At 71.9% G+C, this 17486-nt stretch carries 17 protein-coding genes; 13 read left to right on the top strand and 4 right to left on the bottom strand.

From position 1 onward, the window contains the following. Positions 1 to 69: 69 nt before the first annotated feature. On the top strand, positions 70 to 951 hold the full coding sequence (locus ACZ4YL_RS05230) for a YceI family protein (RefSeq protein ID WP_468113857.1): 882 nt from the start codon (positions 70 to 72) through the stop codon (positions 949 to 951). An 11-nt stretch (positions 952 to 962) separates the two neighbouring features. On the opposite strand, the gene ACZ4YL_RS05235 is transcribed toward ACZ4YL_RS05230, so the two are convergent. Next, on the bottom strand, positions 963 to 1205 hold the full coding sequence (locus ACZ4YL_RS05235; RefSeq protein WP_468113859.1) for a hypothetical protein: 243 nt from the start codon (positions 1203 to 1205) through the stop codon (positions 963 to 965). A gap of 61 nt (positions 1206 to 1266) precedes the next feature. Here ACZ4YL_RS05235 and holA point away from each other — a divergent pair, with 61 nt between their 5' ends. Both holA and ACZ4YL_RS05245 read left to right on the top strand, forming a co-directional pair. Continuing rightward, positions 1267 to 2259 carry a DNA polymerase III subunit delta gene (gene holA / locus ACZ4YL_RS05240; RefSeq protein WP_314244843.1) on the top strand — a complete coding sequence of 331 codons (993 nt, stop codon included), beginning with the start codon at positions 1267 to 1269 and terminating at the stop codon, positions 2257 to 2259. Between the two features lie 11 nt (positions 2260 to 2270). Next, a complete protein-coding gene (locus ACZ4YL_RS05245) occupies positions 2271 to 2663 on the top strand; it encodes a hypothetical protein (RefSeq protein WP_468114106.1) in 393 nt (130 codons plus the stop codon). 197 nt (positions 2664 to 2860) lie between these two features. Here the strand turns inward: ACZ4YL_RS05245 and rpsT are convergent, their stop codons facing one another. Then, positions 2861 to 3127, bottom strand: coding sequence for a 30S ribosomal protein S20 (gene rpsT / locus ACZ4YL_RS05250; protein WP_030384651.1), 267 nt, complete (start codon positions 3125 to 3127; stop codon positions 2861 to 2863). Positions 3128 to 3382: 255 nt separating this feature from the next. Here rpsT and lepA point away from each other — a divergent pair, with 255 nt between their 5' ends. The 3 genes from lepA (at position 3383) to hemW (ending at position 8801) form a co-directional block, all read left to right on the top strand. After that, positions 3383 to 5248, top strand: coding sequence for a translation elongation factor 4 (lepA, locus tag ACZ4YL_RS05255; RefSeq protein ID WP_382543731.1), 1866 nt, complete (start codon positions 3383 to 3385; stop codon positions 5246 to 5248). A 235-nt stretch (positions 5249 to 5483) separates the two neighbouring features. Beyond that, on the top strand, positions 5484 to 7376 hold the full coding sequence (locus tag ACZ4YL_RS05260) for an AMP-dependent synthetase/ligase (RefSeq protein WP_468113862.1): 1893 nt from the start codon (positions 5484 to 5486) through the stop codon (positions 7374 to 7376). 192 nt (positions 7377 to 7568) lie between these two features. Then, positions 7569 to 8801, top strand: a complete 1233-nt coding sequence (gene hemW / locus ACZ4YL_RS05265; protein WP_468113864.1) for a radical SAM family heme chaperone HemW — start codon at positions 7569 to 7571, stop codon at positions 8799 to 8801. Positions 8802 to 8969: 168 nt separating this feature from the next. On the opposite strand, the gene ACZ4YL_RS05270 is transcribed toward hemW, so the two are convergent. Together ACZ4YL_RS05270 and ACZ4YL_RS05275 are read right to left on the bottom strand one after the other, a co-directional pair. After that, complete coding sequence (locus ACZ4YL_RS05270; RefSeq protein WP_468113866.1) at positions 8970 to 9767, bottom strand: DUF3097 domain-containing protein; 798 nt, start codon at positions 9765 to 9767, stop codon at positions 8970 to 8972. A gap of 28 nt (positions 9768 to 9795) precedes the next feature. Beyond that, entirely contained in the window at positions 9796 to 10521 is a 726-nt protein-coding gene (locus ACZ4YL_RS05275; protein WP_468113868.1) for an MBL fold metallo-hydrolase, read from the bottom strand. A 156-nt stretch (positions 10522 to 10677) separates the two neighbouring features. On the opposite strand from ACZ4YL_RS05275, the gene hrcA reads away from it, so the two are divergent. The 7 genes from hrcA (at position 10678) to ACZ4YL_RS05310 (ending at position 17457) form a co-directional block, all read left to right on the top strand. After that, positions 10678 to 11694: a heat-inducible transcriptional repressor HrcA gene (gene hrcA, locus ACZ4YL_RS05280; RefSeq protein WP_030715666.1), complete on the top strand. Its 1017-nt coding sequence runs from the start codon at positions 10678 to 10680 to the stop codon at positions 11692 to 11694. After that, complete coding sequence (dnaJ, locus tag ACZ4YL_RS05285; RefSeq protein WP_030010180.1) at positions 11695 to 12834, top strand: molecular chaperone DnaJ; 1140 nt, start codon at positions 11695 to 11697, stop codon at positions 12832 to 12834. Positions 12835 to 12990: 156 nt separating this feature from the next. Then, positions 12991 to 14082: a nitronate monooxygenase gene (locus ACZ4YL_RS05290; RefSeq protein ID WP_389113969.1), complete on the top strand. Its 1092-nt coding sequence runs from the start codon at positions 12991 to 12993 to the stop codon at positions 14080 to 14082. Then, positions 14079 to 14825, top strand: a complete 747-nt coding sequence (locus ACZ4YL_RS05295) for a 16S rRNA (uracil(1498)-N(3))-methyltransferase (RefSeq protein ID WP_468113870.1) — start codon at positions 14079 to 14081, stop codon at positions 14823 to 14825. The genes ACZ4YL_RS05290 and ACZ4YL_RS05295 overlap by 4 nt, the downstream gene beginning before the upstream one ends. 74 nt (positions 14826 to 14899) lie before the next feature. Then, positions 14900 to 15259: a histidine triad nucleotide-binding protein gene (locus ACZ4YL_RS05300; protein WP_030010177.1), complete on the top strand. Its 360-nt coding sequence runs from the start codon at positions 14900 to 14902 to the stop codon at positions 15257 to 15259. A 3-nt stretch (positions 15260 to 15262) separates the two neighbouring features. Next, complete coding sequence (locus ACZ4YL_RS05305) at positions 15263 to 16168, top strand: ribonuclease Z (protein ID WP_468113872.1); 906 nt, start codon at positions 15263 to 15265, stop codon at positions 16166 to 16168. Between the two features lie 194 nt (positions 16169 to 16362). After that, complete coding sequence (locus ACZ4YL_RS05310) at positions 16363 to 17457, top strand: carbohydrate kinase family protein (RefSeq protein WP_468113874.1); 1095 nt, start codon at positions 16363 to 16365, stop codon at positions 17455 to 17457. The last annotated feature ends 29 nt before the right edge of the window (positions 17458 to 17486 follow it).

A 17486-nucleotide genomic window follows, 5' to 3' on the forward strand; every position in this document is an offset into this window, starting at 1 on the left:
CCGACAGCATGATCGAATGCCTCTTCGCCAGAACGGTCCAAGTCCACACAGCACGGGGGTGCATCAGCCATGTTCAGTCGCCGACGGGGGATGGAGACGGCCGGAAGTTCCAGCCCGTCCACATCCGCGACACTGACGCTCCCGCCGACGGCGCGTCTGCTCAGCTGCCGGGTTCTCGACACGGTCCACCGACCGGTCCGGCAGGCCACGTTCGAGGTGACCGACCCGATCGGCCGCCGCATCGTCAGCGGCGAGACCGACCCGTTCGGCGGCTTCGCCGTGGCCGTACCGGAGGGGGAGTACCGGCTCTCCGTGACCGCGGAGGGGTACGCGCCCTTCCACGGGGTGACGATCGTGGGGGACCCGGGGCAGCCCGGCACCGCGGAGATCATCCTGGACACGGTGGAGCCGCCGCTGCTGCCGCAGCCCGGCCACTGGGAGCTCGACCCGACGCACTCGTCCATCGGCTTCACGGCCCGCCACATCGGCCTGGCCCGGATCCGCGGCCGGTTCACCACGTTCGCCGGGGCGGTGCGGATAGCCGAGCGCATGGAGGACTCCTCCATGCACGTGATCATCGATGCGGCGAGCATCGACACCGGGGTGCGGCTGCGCGACGACCACCTGAGGTCGGGGGACTTCCTGGACGCGGTCCGCCATCCCACGGTGGAGTTCTACAGCGAGCGTTTCATCCACCGCAGCGGCAGCAGCTGGGCCGTCGCCGGGGCGCTGACCCTCCACGGGGTGAGCCGGTCCGTGACCCTGGACACCCAGTACCTGGGTCTGGGCACGGGCCTGGAGGGCGAGCTCCGGGCGGCCTGCCAGGCCACCACCGAGCTGCACCGCGAGGACTTCACCCTGAACTGGCAGTCGATGCTGGCGCACGGGATCGCGGCCATCGGTTCGAGCGTGGAAGTGACGCTGGACGTCCAGGCCGTGCGCAAGGCCTGACGCGCGGTCCCCTAAGGGGCTTCCAGCCAGCCCTCGTACTCGGCGGCGAGGCCGTCCAGCGAGGTGGTGTCGAGCCGTTCCTGCGGATCCTCGACGATCACCAGCCACTGGGCGTCCTCGGCGTCGTCCTCGCCGGCCAGCGCGTCGCGGAACAACTGCGGCTCCTCCGGGAGGCCGAAGCGGTCGGCAGCCTCCTGGGCCACCTCCTCGGCGGCGTCGCGGTCGGGCAGGACGAGTACATGTCGCACATTCACGCGACCATTCTCGGGCACGCGGGGCGGGGGGCTGTCAGTGCGGCGTGGGATGCTGGAGCCGATGGCCACCAGGAAGAACTCCACCGACGATCCCCTTGCCCCGCTCACCCTCGCGGTGGGGCAGGAGGAGCTGCTGCTCGACCGTGCCGTGCGCGAGGTGGTGACGGCCGCCCGCGCCGCCGACGCCGACACGGACGTCCGCGACCTCGCCTCCGAGCAGCTGCAGCCCGGCACGCTCGCCGAGCTGACGAGCCCCTCGCTCTTCTCCGAGCGCAAGGTGCTGGTCGTGCGCAACGCGCAGGACCTGTCCGCGGACTCGGTCAAGGAGGTCAAGGCCTACCTCGCCGCGCCCTACGAGGAGATCATCCTGGTCCTCCTCCACGCGGGCGGGGTCAAGGGCAAGGGCCTGCTGGACGCCGCGCGCAAGGCGGGCGCGCGGGAGATCGCCTGCCCGAAGATGACGAAGGCCGCGGACCGGCTGTCCTTCGTGCGGGGCGAATTCCGCACGCTCGGCCGGTCGGCGACCCCGGAGGCCTGCCAGAGCCTGGTGGACGCGATCGGCAGCGACCTGCGGGAGCTGGCGAGCGCCGCCGCGCAGCTGTGCGCCGACGTCGAGGGCACCATCGACGAGGCCGTCGTAGCCCGCTACTACACGGGCCGGGCCGAGGCATCCAGCTTCACGGTCGCCGACCGGGCGGTCGAGGGGCGTGCGGCCGAGGCCCTGGAGGCCCTGCGCTGGTCCCTGTCCACCGGGGTGGCGCCGGTCCTGATCACCAGTGCCCTGGCCCAGGCGGTCCGCGCGATCGGCAAGCTCGCCTCCGCCCCGCGCGGAGCCCGCCCCGGCGACCTCGCCCGGGACCTGGGTATGCCCCCGTGGAAGATCGACCGGGTCCGCCAGCAGATGCGCGGCTGGTCGGCGGACGGGGTCTCGGACGCCCTGCGCGCCGTGGCTGCAGCAGATGCCGGGGTCAAGGGCGGCGGCGACGACCCCGAGTACGCCCTGGAGAAGGCCGTCGTCGCGGTGGCCCGCGCGGCCCGCCCCCAGCGCCGGTAGCGACGTCGTACATGGGCGGCGATGCCGACTACTGGGCGCGGTATTTCGCGAGGCTGCTGGCCGTCCTCGCCGCCGACGCCCCGGATCAGCTGGCCTGGGCCGGTGAGCACGGGGTGAAGAGCGGTCCTGTCGCCGAGGACGTCGGCTTCGTCCTGCACCTGGCCGAGGGGATGGCGGAGCGGGGGACCCTCGAACCGGAGGCCCTGCGGGACCTCCGGGCCATCGGCCGGATCCTCGGCGAGGCGGACGTCCTCGGCCGCGCAGGCCTGTGGGCCGACTCGCTGACGGCCGAGCCGGCCTGGAGCGAGGTGCGCGCCCTGGCCCGCCGGATCCTCGTCGCCCGCGACGGCGACTGGCGCCGGCCGCTGCCGCACCGCGTGCTGCCGCAGGACATCTACGACTGAGCCCGCCCGGTGCAGCCCTCGCCGGAGCAGCACGAAGGCCCCGGCCACCGCCCTGGGGAAGGGTGGAGGCCGGGGCCTTCGGTTACTTCTGGTTGCGCCGCACCCGCGTGGCGAACGCTTCGTGTGCGGAGCGGGGTGCCGGTCAGGAGCGGGAGAGAGGGCCCACTGGGTCCCTTCCGGCGTTCACATCAGGGAGCTCAGCCCTGCAGGGAGGCAACCTTGGTGGCCAGCGCCGACTTCTTGTTGGCGGCGGCGTTCTTGTGGATGACACCCTTCGAGACAGCCTTGTCGAGCGCACGCGCGGCAGCGCGAGAAGCCACGGTGGCCTTCTCGACGTCACCGGCGACGACGGCCTCGCGGGCCTTGCGGATCGCGGTCTTGAGCGAGGACTTGACGGCCTTGTTGCGCAGGCGCGCCTTCTCGTTCGTCTTGTTCCGCTTGATCTGGGACTTGATGTTCGCCACGAAAGAGCCTTTTCAGGTTCAGAGTTTGATCTTCGGATTGTGTCTTGACAGCTGAGAGGGCATACAAGACACAGCTGCCCAGGCTACCAGGCGCGCTACGGGCGGCCCAAACCGAGCGCACTGCCCCGTCCATGGGACCATGGGAGTCTGCGTATAGATCCGACATCGCGCCGCCGACAGCGACGGGAGCCGGACTTTCGCTCCGACCGACGCTCCGCAAATGCTTCCGACTGCGACCGAGAACCAGGACACTGCGTGCCCGCGATCCCCAGCCACGTGCCCGAGCCGAGCCGTACCGACTCGGCGCTGATCCGCAACTTCTGCATCATCGCGCACATCGACCACGGCAAGTCGACCCTTGCCGACCGGATGCTCCAGATCACCGGTGTGGTCGACCAGCGGCAGATGCGCGCCCAGTACCTCGACCGCATGGACATCGAGCGTGAGCGCGGCATCACGATCAAGTCGCAGGCGGTCCGACTGCCCTGGGCGCCCACCACGGGCGAGGGTCAGGGCAACACCCACATCCTCAACATGATCGACACCCCCGGGCACGTCGACTTCACCTACGAGGTCTCGCGCTCCCTCGCCGCGTGCGAGGGCACCGTCCTCCTGGTGGACGCCGCCCAGGGCATCGAGGCGCAGACCCTCGCCAACCTGTACCTGGCGATGGAGAACGACCTCGCGATCGTCCCGGTCCTGAACAAGATCGACCTGCCGGCCGCCCAGCCGGAGAAGTTCGCCGAGGAGCTCGCGAACCTCATCGGCTGCCAGCCCGAGGACGTGCTGCGCGTCTCGGCGAAGACCGGTCTCGGTGTCGAGGCGCTGCTCGACAAGGTCGTCGCCACGGTCCCGGCCCCGGTCGGCGTCAAGGACGCCCCGGCCCGCGCCATGATCTTCGACTCCGTCTACGACTCGTACCGTGGCGTCGTCACGTACGTCCGTGTGGTCGACGGGCAGCTGAGCAAGCGCGAGCGCATCCGGATGATGTCCACCGGTGCCACCCACGAGCTGCTGGAGATCGGTGTCTCCTCCCCGGAGATGACCCCGTCCGACGGCATCGGCGTCGGCGAGGTGGGCTACATCATCACCGGCGTGAAGGACGTCCGTCAGTCCAAGGTCGGTGACACCATCACCAGCCTGCACAACGGCGCCACCGAGGCCCTCGGCGGCTACAAGGACCCGCGGCCGATGGTCTTCTCGGGCCTCTACCCGCTCGACGGCTCGGACTACCCGGACCTGCGCGAGGCCCTGGACAAGCTGCAGCTCAACGACGCCGCGCTCGTCTACGAGCCGGAGACCTCGGCGGCGCTGGGCTTCGGCTTCCGCGTCGGCTTCCTCGGCCTGCTCCACCTGGACGTGGTCCGTGAGCGCCTGGAGCGCGAGTTCGGCCTCGACCTGATCGCCACCGCGCCCAACGTGGTCTACCGGGTGGTCATGGAGGACGGCAAGGAAGTCACCGTCACCAACCCGAGCGAGTTCCCCGAGGGCAAGATCTCGGACGTGTTCGAGCCGGTCGTCCGGGCCACCGTGCTCGCGCCCACCGAGTTCATCGGCGCGATCATGGAGCTGTGCCAGCAGCGCCGCGGCACCCTCCTCGGCATGGACTACCTCTCCGAGGACCGGGTCGAGATCCGCTACACCCTCCCGCTCGCGGAGATCGTCTTCGACTTCTTCGACCAGCTGAAGTCCAAGACGCGCGGCTACGCCTCCCTGGACTACGAACCCACGGGCGAGCAGTCCGGCAGCCTGGTCAAGGTCGACATCCTGCTGCACGGCGACAAGGTCGACGCCTTCTCCGCCGTCACGCACAAGGACGCTGCCTACGCCTACGGCGTGCGCCTCGTCGCCAAGCTGCGCGAGCTCATCCCGCGGCAGGCCTTCGAGGTGCCGATCCAGGCCGCGATCGGCTCCCGCGTCATCGCCCGCGAGACCATCCGCGCCATCCGCAAGGACGTTCTCGCCAAGTGCTACGGCGGTGACATCTCCCGTAAGCGGAAGCTGCTGGAGAAGCAGAAGGAAGGCAAGAAGCGGATGAAGATGGTCGGCTCCGTGGAGGTCCCGCAGGAGGCCTTCATCGCCGTCCTCTCCAGTGACGAGTCCGGCGGCAAGAAGAAGTAGCTGCCCCGCCGTCACCCGACGCAAACAGGCCCCCGCACTCAGGTGCGGGGGCCTGTTTCGTTATGAAGCGGCTGCTTGCGGGCCCTTACGCACGCGCCGGTCGCGCTCTAGTCTGATCACTGCTCGATGGTTACTCGCCAGTTTAAAAAGTCAACGGCTGCATACCCGCCAGTCCCCAGCGCCCCCCAGCGCCCCACGCCCACGCACTACCGCGTGGATCGGTCCGGAGGATGTCGTGAGCGACACACAGACCTATCTCGAGAACCGCCCGCCCACCGTGGCGGTGCTCTTCCTTGAGCGCGTCGCAGCGACGCCCGACGACGAGGCCTACCGGTACCCGGTGCCGGCGGCCGGCGGCCAGGGCGGCGCCGACGACTGGAAATCACTCAGCTGGGGGCAGGCGGCCGAGCGGGTGTTCGCCATCGCCGCCGGGCTGATCGCTCTCGGCGTCCAGACGGAGGAGCGCGTCGCGCTCGCCTCCAACACCCGGGTCGAGTGGATCCTCTCCGACCTCGGCGTGATGTGCGCCGGCGGTGCGGTCACCACCATCTACCCCAGCACCAATGCGGACGAGTCGGCGTTCATCCTCTCGGACTCCGAGAGCCGGGTGCTCATCGCCGAGGACGCGAAGCAGCTGGCGAAGGCGCGCGAGCGCCGCGCCGACCTGCCGAACCTCGCCCACGTCGTGGTCCTGGACGCCGAGGACGCGGTCGCCGCCGAAGGAGACCCCGAGGGCTGGGTGCTCTCGCTCGCCGAGCTGGAGGCGCGCGGCAAGGAGTACCTCGCCAAGCACCCCGAGGCGGTCAAGGAGCGGGTGGGGGCCATCACCTCCGACCAGCTCGCCACCCTCATCTACACCTCCGGCACCACCGGCCGCCCCAAGGGCGTCCGGCTGCTGCACGACAACTGGTCGTACCTGGCCAAGGCCATGGTCGCCACCGGGCTGATCGGCAAGGAGGACGTCCAGTACCTCTGGCTGCCGCTGGCCCACGTCTTCGGCAAGGTGCTGACCTCCGGGCAGATCGAGGCCGGGCACGTGACCGCCGTCGACGGCCGGATCGACAAGATCATCGAGAACCTGCCGATCGTGCAGCCGACGTACATGGCCGCCGTTCCGCGCATCTTCGAGAAGGTCTACAACGGCGTGGCGGCCAAGGCCCGCGCCGCCGGCGGAGCCAAGTACAAGATCTTCAAGTGGTCGGCCGGCGTCGCCCGCGAGTACGCGAAGGTCACGCAGGACAACTTCCGCCGCACCGGCCAGGCGACCGCCCCCTTCGGCCTCACCACCAAGCACAAGATCGCCGACGCGCTCGTCTACTCCAAGCTCCGCGAGGCCTTCGGCGGGAAGCTGCGCGCCGCCGTCTCCGGCGCGTCCGCCCTGGCCCCCGAGATCGGCTTCTTCTTCTCCGGCGCGGGCGTCCACATTCTGGAGGGCTACGGCCTGACCGAGTCCAGCGCGGCCTCCTTCGTCAACCCGGGCGAGGCCTACCGCACCGGCACGGTCGGCAAGCCGCTCCCCGGCACCGAGGTCCGCATCGCAGACGACGGCGAGGTCCTGCTGCGCGGCCCCGGCATCATGCAGGGCTACCACCGGCAGCCGGACAAGACCGCCGAGGTCCTGGAGTCCGACGGCTGGCTGCACACGGGCGACATCGGCGAGCTGTCGGCCGACGGCTACCTGCGCATCACCGACCGCAAGAAGGACCTGATCAAGACCTCGGGCGGCAAGTACGTCGCCCCGGCGGAGATCGAGGGCCAGTTCAAGGCGATCTGCCCGTACGTGTCGACGATCGTCGTGCACGGCGCCGACCGTAACTTCTGCTCGGCGCTGATCGCCCTCGACGAGCCGTCGATCCTGACCTGGGCGGCGGAGAACGGGCTGGAGGGCAAGACGTACGGAGAGGTCCTGGCGGCGCCGGAGACCAACCGCCTGATCGAGACGTACGTACAGACCCTGAACGAGGGCCTGCAGCGCTGGCAGACGGTCAAGAAGTTCCGGCTGCTGCCGCGCGACCTCGACGTCGAGCACGGCGACCTCACGCCCAGCCTGAAGCTGAAGCGGCCGGTGGTCGAGCGTGAGTTCAAGCACCTGATCGAGGAGATGTACGAGGGGTCCCGCGAGGCGTAGCGCCTGCCGCGGGCTTGGCAGGGCGGGGCGGCGGACCGCCCCGCCGGGCCCCGTTCCCCGGGGCTCCGCCCCGGATCCCGCGCCTCAAACGCCGGCGGGGCCGGACGTGACGACGGCGGGGCCGGACGTGACGCCGCCGGGGCTGGACGTGCGTGGGGCCGGGCGGTGTGGTGGGTGCGGGATGATGGGGGTATGCCTTCCGCACTCCCCGACGGTGAACCCATGCCCGAAGACGGCGCGCTGCCGTCGCATGCCCTGGCGGGCGCGGGGGAGCGGCCGCTCGGTTTCTACCTGCACGTCCCCTACTGCGCCACGCGCTGCGGCTACTGCGACTTCAACACCTACACGGCCACCGAGCTGCGGGGCACCGGCGGTGTGCTCGCCTCCCGGGAGAACTACGCCGACACCCTGATCGACGAGGTCAGGCTGGCGCGGAAGGTGCTCGGGGACGACCCGCGCGAAGTCCGGACCGTCTTCGTCGGCGGCGGCACGCCCACGCTGCTGCCCGCCGCCGACCTCGTACGCATGCTCGCGGCGATCCGGGACGAATTCGGCCTGGCCGAGGACGCCGAGATCACCACGGAGGCCAATCCGGAGTCGGTGGACCCCAAGTACCTGGCCGAGCTGCGCGCCGGGGGCTTCAACCGGGTCTCCTTCGGCATGCAGAGCGCCAAGCAGCACGTCCTGAAGGTGCTCGACCGCACCCACACGCCGGGGCGCCCCGAGGCATGCGTCGCGGAGGCGCGGGCGGCGGGCTTCGAGCACGTCAACCTCGACCTGATCTACGGCACGCCCGGGGAGTCGGACGAGGACTGGCGGGCGACCCTCTCGGCGGCGCTGGGCGCCGGGCCGGACCACATCAGCGCCTATGCGCTGATCGTCGAGGAGGGCACGCAGCTGGCGCGGCGGATCCGCCGCGGCGAGGTCCCGATGACGGACGACGACGTCCACGCCGACCGGTACCTGATCGCGGACTCGGTCATGGCCGAGGCCGGGTACTCCTGGTACGAGGTCTCCAACTGGGCCACCTCGGAGGCCGGCCGCTGCCTGCACAACGAGCTGTACTGGCGCGGCGCCGACTGGTGGGGCGCGGGACCGGGCGCGCACTCGCACGTGGGCGGGGTCCGGTGGTGGAACGTGAAGCACCCGGGCGCGTACGCCGCGGCGCTGGCGGAGGGCCGTTCCCCGGGCGCGGGACGGGAGCTCCTGGCGGAGGAGGACCGGCGGGTGGAGCGGATCCTGCTGGAGCTCCGGCTGGTGGACGGGGTCCCGCTGACCCTGCTGGCCCCGGCCGGGCTGGCGGCGTCCCGCAAGGCCCTCGCGGACGGCCTGCTGGACCCTGGCCCGTACGAGGCGGGGCGGGCCGTCCTGACCCTGCGGGGGCGGCTGCTGGCCGACGCGGTGGTGCGGGACCTGGTGGACTGACCGGCCTGCGGCGCCGTTGCCGGGTGCGCTGCCCCCGGACCCCCGCGCCTCAAGCGCCAGCGGGGCTGAAGGATCGCCTCAAGCGCCGGCGGGGCTGAAGGATCGCCTCAAGCGCCGGCGGGGCTGGGAGGGTGCCGACGGGGCTGAAAGAGGAGCCGGCGGGGTCGGTCAGGCCGTGACGTGGTCGATGAGGTGTTCCACCGAGCCCAGGAGGGTGGGTTCCAGGTCGCGGTACGAGGTGACCCGGGACAGGATGTGCTGCCAGGCGGCGCCCGTGTTCTCCGGCCAGCCCAGGGCCCGGCAGACGCCCGTCTTCCAGTCCTGGCCGGGCGGGATCACCGGCCACGCGGGGATGCCCAGCGCGGACGGCTTCACCGCCTGCCAGACGTCCACGTACGGGTGGCCCACGATCAGGACGTCCGGCGAGGTCACCGACGCCGCGATACGGGACTCCTTCGAACCCGGGACGAGGTGGTCGACCAGGACGCCGAGGCGGGCGTCCGGGGCCGGGGCGAAGTCGGCGACGACGGCCGGGAGGTCGTCGATGCCCTCCAGGTACTCCACCACCACGCCCTCGATCCGCAGGTCGTCACCCCAGACCCGCTCCACCAGCTCCGCGTCGTGCCGGCCCTCGACGTAGATCCGGCCGGCCCGCGCCACCCGCGCCCGCGCCCCGGGCACGGCCAGCGAGCCCGAGGCCGTCAGGAGCGGCCCGGAGGGCCTGCGTGCGGGGCGGACCAGGGTGACCACGGCGCCGTCCAGCAGGAACCCGCGCGGCTCCATCGGGAACACCCGCCGCTTGCCGAAGCGGTCCTCCAGGGTCACCGTGCCCGCCTCGCAGGCCACCACCGCGCCGCAGAAGTCCGTACCGGCCACCTCGACCACGAGGTCCGCGTCCGCCGCCACCTCCGGCACGGCCTTGGGTCGCTTCCACTGCGGGGTCAGGTCGGGGGAGTACTCGCGCATCCGGCCGACAGTAGGAGAGCCGCGCGCGTCACGCCTGCGACACGCCGAAACGGGCCGCCAGTGTGGCGCGTTGGGCACGGACGAAGTCCGCCCCGACCACCGCTCCGTGACCCGGCACGTACAGTGCGTCGTCACCGCCCAGCGACAGCAGCCGGTCCAGGGCCGCGGGCCACTGCCCCGGCCTGGCGTCCGGCCCCACCGAGGGCTCGCCCGACTCCTCGACCAGGTCCCCGCAGAAGACCACCTCGCGCTCGCCCGGCACGAAGACGGCCAGGTCGTGCCCGGTGTGCCCGGGCCCCACGTTGGCCAGCAGCACCTGCACGCCGCCCAGTTCCAGCGTCCACTCGCCCGACACCGCGTGCCCGGGCGGCACCAGCAGGTCCACCGCCTCCGCCGCCTCCGCCGCCGCGAGCCCGTGCCGTACCGCGTCCCCGCGCAGCTCCTCGCGTCCCGTCGACAGCAGTGCGGCCAGCCCGACCGCCCCGAAGACCTCGGCCTCGGCGAAGGCCGCCCCGCCGAGGACGTGATCGAAATGACCGTGCGTGAATGCGATATGGGTCACGCGCCGGCCCGTCAGCCGCTCCGCCTCGGCCCGTACCTGCGCGCCCTCGCGTACACACGAACCGGGGTCGATGAGAAGGACCGAATCCTCGCCCACCACCAGCCCCACGGTGCAGTCCCACACCGGCAGCCGCCGCCGGCCGGCCCGTCCCGTCAGCCGTTCCCAGCCGGACTCTTCCCAACGCACGTCCATGCGGCGACGCTACCCTGGCGGGCCTCCCTTGCCAGGGGCTTACCGCCCGGCCGTACACTGAGCGGGGGCTCTCTGGCACTCGAACGATCAGAGTGCCAACGAACACGGCAGAACACGGCAGAACACGGCAACGGACCACAGCTGGAGGTGTGCGCGATGCTCAGCGAACGCAGACTCGAAGTGCTGCGCGCCATCGTCCAGGACTACGTCGGGACGGAGGAGCCGGTCGGCTCCAAGGCGCTCACGGAGCGGCACCGGCTCGGCGTCTCGCCCGCCACCGTGCGCAACGACATGGCCGTGCTGGAGGAGGAGGGCTACATCGCCCAGCCCCACACCAGCGCCGGCCGGATCCCCACCGACAAGGGCTACCGGCTCTTCGTCGACAAGCTGGCGGGGGTCAAACCGCTGTCGTCGCCCGAGCGCCGGGCCATCCAGAACTTCCTCGACGGCGCCGTCGACCTCGACGACGTGGTCGGCCGCACGGTGCGGCTGCTCGCGCAGCTCACCCGGCAGGTCGCCGTCGTCCAGTACCCGAGCCTGACCCGGTCGACCGTCCGGCACGTGGAGCTGCTCTCGCTCGCTCCCGCGCGCCTGATGCTCGTACTGATCACGGACACCGGGCGGGTCGAGCAGCGGCTCATCGACTGCCCGAGCCCCTTCGGGGAGACCTCGCTGGCGGACCTGCGGGCCCGGCTGAACAGCCGGGTCGTCGGGCGCCGCTTCACCGATGTGCCCCCGCTCGTCCAGGACCTCCCCGAATCCTTCGAGGCCGAGGACCGCGGCACGGTCTCCACCGTGCTCGCGACCCTCCTCGAAACCCTGGTCGAGGAAGCAGAAGAGCGGCTGATGATCGGCGGTACCGCCAATCTCACCCGCTTCGGACACGATTTTCCCCTGACGATCAGGCCGGTGCTCGAAGCGCTGGAGGAGCAGGTCGTGCTCCTCAAGCTGCTGGGCGAGGCCAACGAGTCGGGAATGGCCGTACGGATCGGGCATGAGAACGCCTACGAGGGACTGAACTCCACGTCGGTCGTCTCGGTCGGTTACGGTTCGGGCGGCGAAGCAGTCGCCAAACTCGGCGTGGTCGGACCGACCCGCATGGACTACCCCGGAACGATGGGAGCGGTACGCGCAGTGGCACGTTACGTCGGACAGATCCTGGCGGAGTCGTAAGTGGCCACGGACTACTACGCCGTTCTCGGCGTGCGCCGCGACGCATCGCAGGACGAGATCAAGAAGGCCTTCCGGCGCCTCGCGCGTGAACTCCACCCGGATGTGAATCCGGACCCGAAGACGCAGGAGCGCTTCAAGGAGATCAACGCGGCCTACGAGGTGCTCTCGGACCCGCAGAAGAAGCAGGTCTACGACCTCGGCGGCGACCCGCTGTCCTCCTCGGGCGGTGGCGGCGGGGCGGGCGGCTTCGGAGCGGGTGGCTTCGGCAACTTCTCCGACATCATGGACGCCTTCTTCGGCCAGGCCTCGCAGCGAGGCCCGCGCTCGCGGACCCGGCGCGGCCAGGACGCGATGATCCGTCTCGACCTGGAGCTGGACGAGGCGGCCTTCGGGACCACCAAGGACATCCAGGTCGACACGGCCGTGGTCTGCAACACCTGCTCCGGTGAGGGCGCCGCTCCCGGCACCTCGGCGCAGACATGTGACATGTGCCGCGGCCGCGGCGAGGTCTCGCAGGTCACCCGGTCCTTCCTGGGCCAGGTCATGACCTCGCGCCCCTGCCCGCAGTGCCAGGGCTTCGGCACCGTGGTCCCGACCCCGTGCCACGAGTGCGCGGGCGACGGCCGGGTCCGCTCCCGCCGCAGCCTCACGGTCAAGATCCCGGCGGGTGTCGAGAACGGCACCCGGATCCAGCTCGCGGGCGAGGGTGAGGTCGGCCCCGGCGGCGGCCCCGCCGGCGACCTGTACGTGGAGATCCACGAGCTGGCGCACCCGACCTTCCAGCGGCGCGGGGACGACCTGCACTGCACGGTCACCATCCCGATGACGGCGGCCGCGCTGGGCACCAAGTGCCCGCTGGAGACGCTGGACGGGCTGGAGGAGATCGACATCCGGCCCGGCACCGGGTCCGGCCAGGCGATCCCGCTGCACGGGCGCGGTGTCACCCACCTGCGCGGTGGCGGACGCGGCGACCTGATCGTGCACGTCGAGGTCACCACCCCGGGCAAGCTGGACGCCCAGCAGGAGGACCTGCTCCGCCAGCTGGCGAAGCTGCGCGGCGAGGAGCGGCCGATGGGTCAGTTCGCGCCGGGTCAGCAGGGTCTGTTCAGCCGACTGAAGGACGCTTTCAACGGTCGCTGACCGACCGCGATCCACCGTCACGAGCCCGGCCTGGGGATTCCCCGGCCGGGCTCGTCACATGGGCCCGGCGGCGGCCGGAGGCCGGTCGGGAAGCGGACTATGCCAGGCGAATGCCATGATTCGGCCCCATGCGCGGGACGTGGCACGATGCAGTCCATGTCCTCGGCACCGAACGGTCTCTCCCCGTACCCGATCGTGCAGGCTCCCATGGCGGGCGGCGCATCCTGTCCCGTGCTCGCCGCCGCCGTGTGCGAGGCGGGCGGGCTGGGCTTCCTGGCCGGCGGCTACAAGACCGCCGACGGGATGTACCAGGAGATCAAGCAGGTGCGCGCGCTGACCCGGCGCCGTTTCGGTGTCAACCTCTTCATGCCGCAGACCGGTTACGTCGATCCGGCCGCCGTGGAGGCCTACCGCGGGCAGCTGGCCGGTGAGGCGAGCTGGTACGAGATCTCGCTCGCCGAGGAGGACATCATCGGCACCAGCGACGACGGCTACGACGCCAAGCTCGCCATCCTCCTCGAAGACCCGGTCCCGGTGGTCTCGTTCACCTTCGGCTGTCCCGCCTTCGCGGCCCTCGCGGCCCTGCGCAAGGCCGGTACGTACACCGTCGTCACGGTGACCTCCGCCGAGGAGGCCCGCAGCGCCCAGCACGCGGGTGCGGACGCGGTCTGCGTCCAGGGCGCCGAGGCCGGCGGCCACCAGGGCACCCACCGGGACGACCCGCAGATCGACGGCACGGCGACCGTGGGCCTCCTCGCGCTGGTGGCGCAGGTACGGGAGGCCGTGGCGCTCCCGATCATCGCGGCGGGCGGGATCATGCGGGGCTCGCAGATCGCGGCCCTGCTGGCGGCGGGCGCGGAGTCGGCACAGCTCGGGACGGCCTTCCTGGCCTGCCCGGAATCGGGGGCGGACCCGGTCCACAAGAAGGCGCTGACGGACCCGCTGTTCGTCCGCACCGAGCTGACCCGGGCCTTCTCCGGGCGGCCGGCACGGGGTCTGGTCAACCGCTTCATGCGCGAGCACGGGCCGTACGCCCCGGCCGCGTACCCGCAGGTCCACCACCTGACCTCGGGGCTGCGCAAGGCCGCCGCCGCGGCCGGGGACCCGCAGGGCATGGCCCTGTGGGCGGGCCAGGGGCACCGGATGGCGCGACCGCTGCCGGCGGGGGAGCTGGTGGAGGTGCTGGCGGCCGAACTGGCCCAGGCACAGAGCACGTTGAAGGCAATGCAGATGAGGAGTGCGTCATGACCGCCCCGGTGTTCGTGGTGGAAGAGGTCCCCGCGGGGCCGGAGTTCGTCCTGGACGGCCCGGAGGGCCGGCACGCGGTGTCCGTGAAACGCCTGAACCCGGGCGAGGACGTGATCCTCACGGACGGGCGCGGCCACTGGGCGGAGGGCGTGGTCAAGGCCGCCGAGGGCAAGGACCGGCTGGTCGTCATGGACCTGCACACCGTCGCGGAGGAGCCGGAGCCGGAGGTCCGGATCACTGTGGTCCAGGCCCTGCCCAAGGGGGACCGGGGCGAGCTGGCCGTCGAGACGATGACCGAGACCGGCGTGGACGCGATCGTGCCCTGGCAGGCCTCGCGCTGCATCACGCAGTGGCGCGGCGACCGCGGGGCCAAGTCCCTGGCCAAGTGGCGGGCCACGGCCCGGGAGGCGGGCAAGCAGTCCCGCCGGGTGCGCTTCCCGGAGGTGGCCGAGGCCATGTCCACCAAGCAGGTGGCGGCGCTGCTGGCCGGCGCCGACCTGGCGATGGTGCTCCACGAGGACCGCGACACCCCGTCCGGGGCGCTGGCCACGGCCGAGCTCCCGAAGGCCGGTTCCGTCGTGCTGGTGGTCGGCCCGGAGGGCGGCGTCTCCCCGGAGGAGCTGGCCGTCTTCGCCGCCGCGGGTGCGCACCCCTACCGCCTGGGCCGGTCCGTCCTGCGGACCTCCACGGCCGGGACGGCGGCCACGGCCGTGCTGCTGGCCCGTACGGGCCGCTGGTCCTGACACGACCGGGGCTCGCGGCAGGCGTCCGGCTGGATACGATGCCCGGACCGATCACCGTCACGGGAGGCTCAGCAATGGCCGGGGAACCGCAGGCCGACTGCCTGTTCTGCAAGATCGTCGCGGGGCAGATCCCCGCGACCGTGGTACGGGAGACCGAGACCACGGTCGCCTTCCGGGACATCAACCCGCAGGCGCCCACGCACGTGCTCGTCATCCCCAAGGTGCACTACGCCGACGCGGCCTCCCTCGTGGAGGCCGAGCCGGCCGTCGCCGCCGACATACTGCGCGAGGCCGGCCAGGTCGCCCTCGACGAGAAGATCGTCGAACACGGCTACCGGGTCGTGTTCAACACCGGCTCCGGCGCCGGGCAGACCGTCTTCCACGCCCACGCGCACGTCCTCGGCGGCCGCGGCCTCCAGTGGCCCCCCGGATAGCACGTGTCCGTACGAGAGTTCGTGGTGCTGGGCACGGCCAGCCAGGTGCCCACCCGCCACCGCAACCACAACGGCTACCTGCTGCGCTGGGACGGCGAGGGCATCCTCTTCGACCCGGGCGAGGGCACCCAGCGCCAGATGCTGCGCGCCGGGGTGGCCGCGCACGACATCAACCGGATCTGCGTCACCCACTTCCACGGTGACCACAGCCTCGGCCTCGCCGGGGTGATCCAGCGGATCAACCTCGACCAGGTCCCGCACCCCGTCACCGCGCACTACCCGGCCTCGGGGCAGAAGTTCTTCGACCGGCTGCGCTACGCCACGGCCTACCGGGAGACCGTCGCACTCCGCGAGGAGCCGGTGGCCGGGGACGGCACGCTGGCCCAGGGGTCCTCGTACGTCCTGGAGGCCCGGCTGCTGTCGCACCCGGTCGAGTCCTTCGGCTACCGGATCACCGAACCCGACGGGCGCCGCATGGTGCCCGAGCTGCTCGCACGGCACGGGATCAAGGGCCCGGACGTGGGCCGGATCCAGCGTGAGGGGCGGCTCGGGGCGGTCACCCTGGACGAGGTCAGCGAACCCAGGCCCGGGCAGCGGTTCGCCTTCGTCATGGACACCCGGCTCTGCCCCGGCGTGGACGCGCTGGCCGAGGGCTGCGACATGCTGGTGATCGAGTCGACCTTCCTCGACGAGGACGAACGGCTGGCGACCGACCACGGGCACCTGACCGCCGGCCAGGCGGCGCGGGTGGCGCGGGACGCGGGCGTACGGCACCTCGTGCTGACGCACTTCTCGCAGCGCTACACCGACCCGGCCGAGTTCGAGCGCCAGGCCCGCGCGGCCGGCTTCGAGGGCGAGCTCACGGTGGCCGCGGACCTGATGCGGGTGCCCCTGCCCAAGCGGGGCTGACGGCGGACACGGCCCGGGCCCTGCCCGGGCCGTCGTCGCCGAGCGGTCCGAGTGGTCCGAGTGACGAAGGGCCTTCCGAGGGTGATCTGCGCCACACTGGGTTTTGGTTCCGCCCGGGATGGGCAGGGCTGGCAGCTTTCCACTGGAAAACGTCATGCAGAAACGGGCCTTCGAGAAACAACGGGGAGATCGCCGTGACCGGTCGGGACTACGAAATCCGCGCAGCAGCAGTGGACCCGCTCGGTCCGCTGCGTGACCCCCAGGAACCCGGCTGTGACGTCTTCCTGACCGGAACGGTCTTCCTCGACATCATCTTCACCGGCCTCGACTCGGCCCCGGTGCGCGGTACGGAATCCTGGGCGCGCGGCATGGGCTCCAGCCCCGGCGGCGTCGCCAACATGGCGACCGCCCTGGCCCGGCTCGGCCTGCGCACCTCGCTGGCGGCCGCCTTCGGGGACGACCACTACGGCGAGTACTGCTGGGACGCCCTCGAACAGGGCGAGGGCATCGACCTGTCCATGTCGCACACCATCCCCGGCTGGCACAGCCCCGTCACCGTCTCGATGGCCTACGAGGGCGAGCGCACGATGGTCTCGCACGGCCACGAGGCTCCTCCGCCGGCGGGCCCCGGGCCCTTCCCGCAGTGCCCGCCCCGGGCCCGCGCGGCCGTGGCCGCGCTGGGACCCGGCCGCGGCGAGGAGTGGATCGGCGAAGCCGCCCGGCGCGGCTCGCGGATCTTCGCGGACGTGGGATGGGACGAGAGCGGCCGCTGGGACCTGGGAGCCCTGGCCGACCTGGAGCACTGCGAGGCCTTCCTGCCGAACGCGGGCGAGGCGATGCGCTACACCCGGACCGACTGTCCCAGAGCCGCGGCCCGGGCGCTGGCCGAGAAGGTGCCGATCGCCGTGGTGACGATGGGCGCGGAGGGCTCGTACGCGGTGGACGGGCGCACCGGCGAGACCGCGCACGTCCCCGGGATCACGGTGGAGGAGCTGGACCCGACGGGCGCGGGCGACGTCTACGTCGCGGGCTTCGTGACCGGCACCCTGGCGGGCTGGCCGCTCGCGGACCGGCTGGCCTTCGCCGGCCTGACGGCGGCCCTGTCGGTCCAGGAGTTCGGCGGCTCCCTGTCCGCCCCGGGCTGGCCGGAGGTGGCCCACTGGTGGCAGGCGGCCCCGCAGGAGCTGCGCGGCCGGTACGGCTTCCTCGACGACCTGATCCCGTCGGGCGGGGCCCCGGCGGCCCGGCGCAGGGCCGTACCGACGATCGGCTTCCGGCACACCGCGTAGCAGCGCGGGCGGGAGCGCGGGCAGCAGCG

This window comes from Streptomyces sp. NPDC030021 (assembly GCF_055574035.1).